The organism is Vibrio genomosp. F10 str. 9ZD137, assembly GCF_049974785.1.
GTDB lineage: Bacteria > Pseudomonadota > Gammaproteobacteria > Enterobacterales > Vibrionaceae > Vibrio.
The window spans coordinates 1-1,742 of the sequence record NZ_JBNGCJ010000975.1 but is presented as its reverse complement, the minus strand read 5'-3'; the positions used below and the strand labels follow the sequence as shown (position 1 = coordinate 1,742).

Annotated in this window: 3 protein-coding genes; all 3 read left to right on the top strand. The window is 45.8% G+C overall.

What is annotated here, in order from left to right; genetic code table 11:
• Positions 1–592, top strand: a 592-nt coding sequence (locus ACP45E_RS21090) for a helix-turn-helix domain-containing protein (protein WP_069585508.1), incomplete at its 5' end; no start/stop codon positions are given.
• A 161-nt stretch (positions 593–753) separates the two neighbouring features.
• On the top strand, positions 754–1,515 hold the full coding sequence (locus ACP45E_RS21085; RefSeq protein WP_017038651.1) for an AzlC family ABC transporter permease: 762 nt from the start codon (positions 754–756) through the stop codon (positions 1,513–1,515).
• On the top strand, positions 1,512–1,742 hold a 231-nt coding region (locus tag ACP45E_RS21080), incomplete at its 3' end, for an AzlD domain-containing protein (RefSeq protein WP_069585507.1). The genes ACP45E_RS21085 and ACP45E_RS21080, both read left to right, overlap by 4 nt.

The window sequence follows — 1,742 nt, the reverse complement described above, 5'->3', positions numbered from 1 at the left end:
TGAACCGCTCTTCCTATCTCCAACCCCTGAGATGTTCGAACAAATAGCAGAAGGTAGCGATTTAGGGCGAAAGGCTCCCTATTTCCCTAACCCTGTCGTTTATGACCCTGAACTTGCCCACCTGTTAAGACAAGTATTTGAGGTATTAAAACACTCTAACAATCGCCTTTATCGGGAAACACTCTTGCACGGGGCGATGTCTCAACTGGTGGCAAGGCACAGTCTTCAGAGACAAGCTGCACCGATACAAATCAAAAAAACTCAGGCGCAGATCGAGCGTATTAAAGCGTTTTTATCTGACTGCCCTGAAGAGAATGTGTCTTTATCCGAGCTTGCCAGCATGGTGTCGTTAAGTCCCTTTCACTTAGCGCGTACTTTCCGCGCGCAAGTGGGACTGCCTCCCCACGGGTACCAACTTCAAATGCGTATTCGTAAAGCTCAAAAATTACTGAGTATGGGGCTCAAATCAGGAACTGTAGCGATGGATGTAGGCTTTCATGATCAAAGCCATTTTCACCGTCACTTCAAAGCGACAGTCGGAGTCACACCTAATCAATATAGGCTGGCGCACCAGAACCGACTCGCAGGATAAAGGGAACGGCTGAGCAACTTCGTACAAGACAGATAAAACGCCTTTGACTAGTATGCACATACATCACTTAGCTTTTATGTATTAGCTTTTATGTATTAGCTTCTATGTATTCACGTATAGGCAATAGCTTCTATCTCTTAGAAAATGGTAAAGGAATATCAATGTCAGAATGGGTCGAACAGCAGCAAAAAAGTATCGCAAGTCAACTGTGGCGAGGGACAATAGCCATGATGCCACTGAGCATTGCGGTCATCCCATGGGGGTTATTGGCCGGTTCATACGCAGTTGAATCGGGCCTATTAGCACTTGAAGCTCAAGCCTTATCCGCCATTTTATTTGCAGGGGCTGCACAGCTCGTCGCCATTGGCATGTTCAAATCAGGTGCAGGGCTAATCACCATGCTCGTGACCACCTTCTTTATTACCTCACGCCACCTTTTGTACAGCGTCGCAATGAGAGAAACCATCAGCCCATTACCGCTGCGTTGGCGGTTATCGCTGGGGTTCTTGTTAACCGACGAACTGTTTGCCCTCATTGGCCATAAAACAAAAGAATTCGATCGATATTATGCGTTAGGCGCAGGACTAAGCTTTTACCTTATTTGGAATATCGCATCGTTTGTTGGCATTATTGGCGGCAGCTACATACCCAACCTTGACTCCTTAGGTTTAGACTTCGCTATCGTCGCTACGTTCATCGCTCTGGTGGTACCGAACATAAAATCAAAACCTATCTTGCTGTCTGTTGTGGTTGCCTTATTAAGTTCGGTGTTGCTCCATAAATGGCAAGTTAATGGCGCGTTAGTCATTGCGAGCTTACTGGCAATGTCAGTAGGTTACCTAGCCGAACGGGGTTCACACTATGGTCAACCAAATCAAAAGAACGATGATCAAACAAGTAAAGGGAAAGGAGAGCACTCATGATTTTATTGTCAATTTTTGCCATGACTGCGGTTGTTTTTCTCAGTCGCTATCTATTTTTAGAGCCCGTTCTACCGCTCAGATTAAGCTATGAGGTGAAGCGGTTTCTCAAATTTTCTAGCCCTGCGATCCTCACCGCCATTCTGGCTCCCATCATGTTTTTGGATGCCGAAACCCATGAGTTGCTGCCATTAATAAACCCTTATTTAATCAGAGATCGGAAGAGCGGT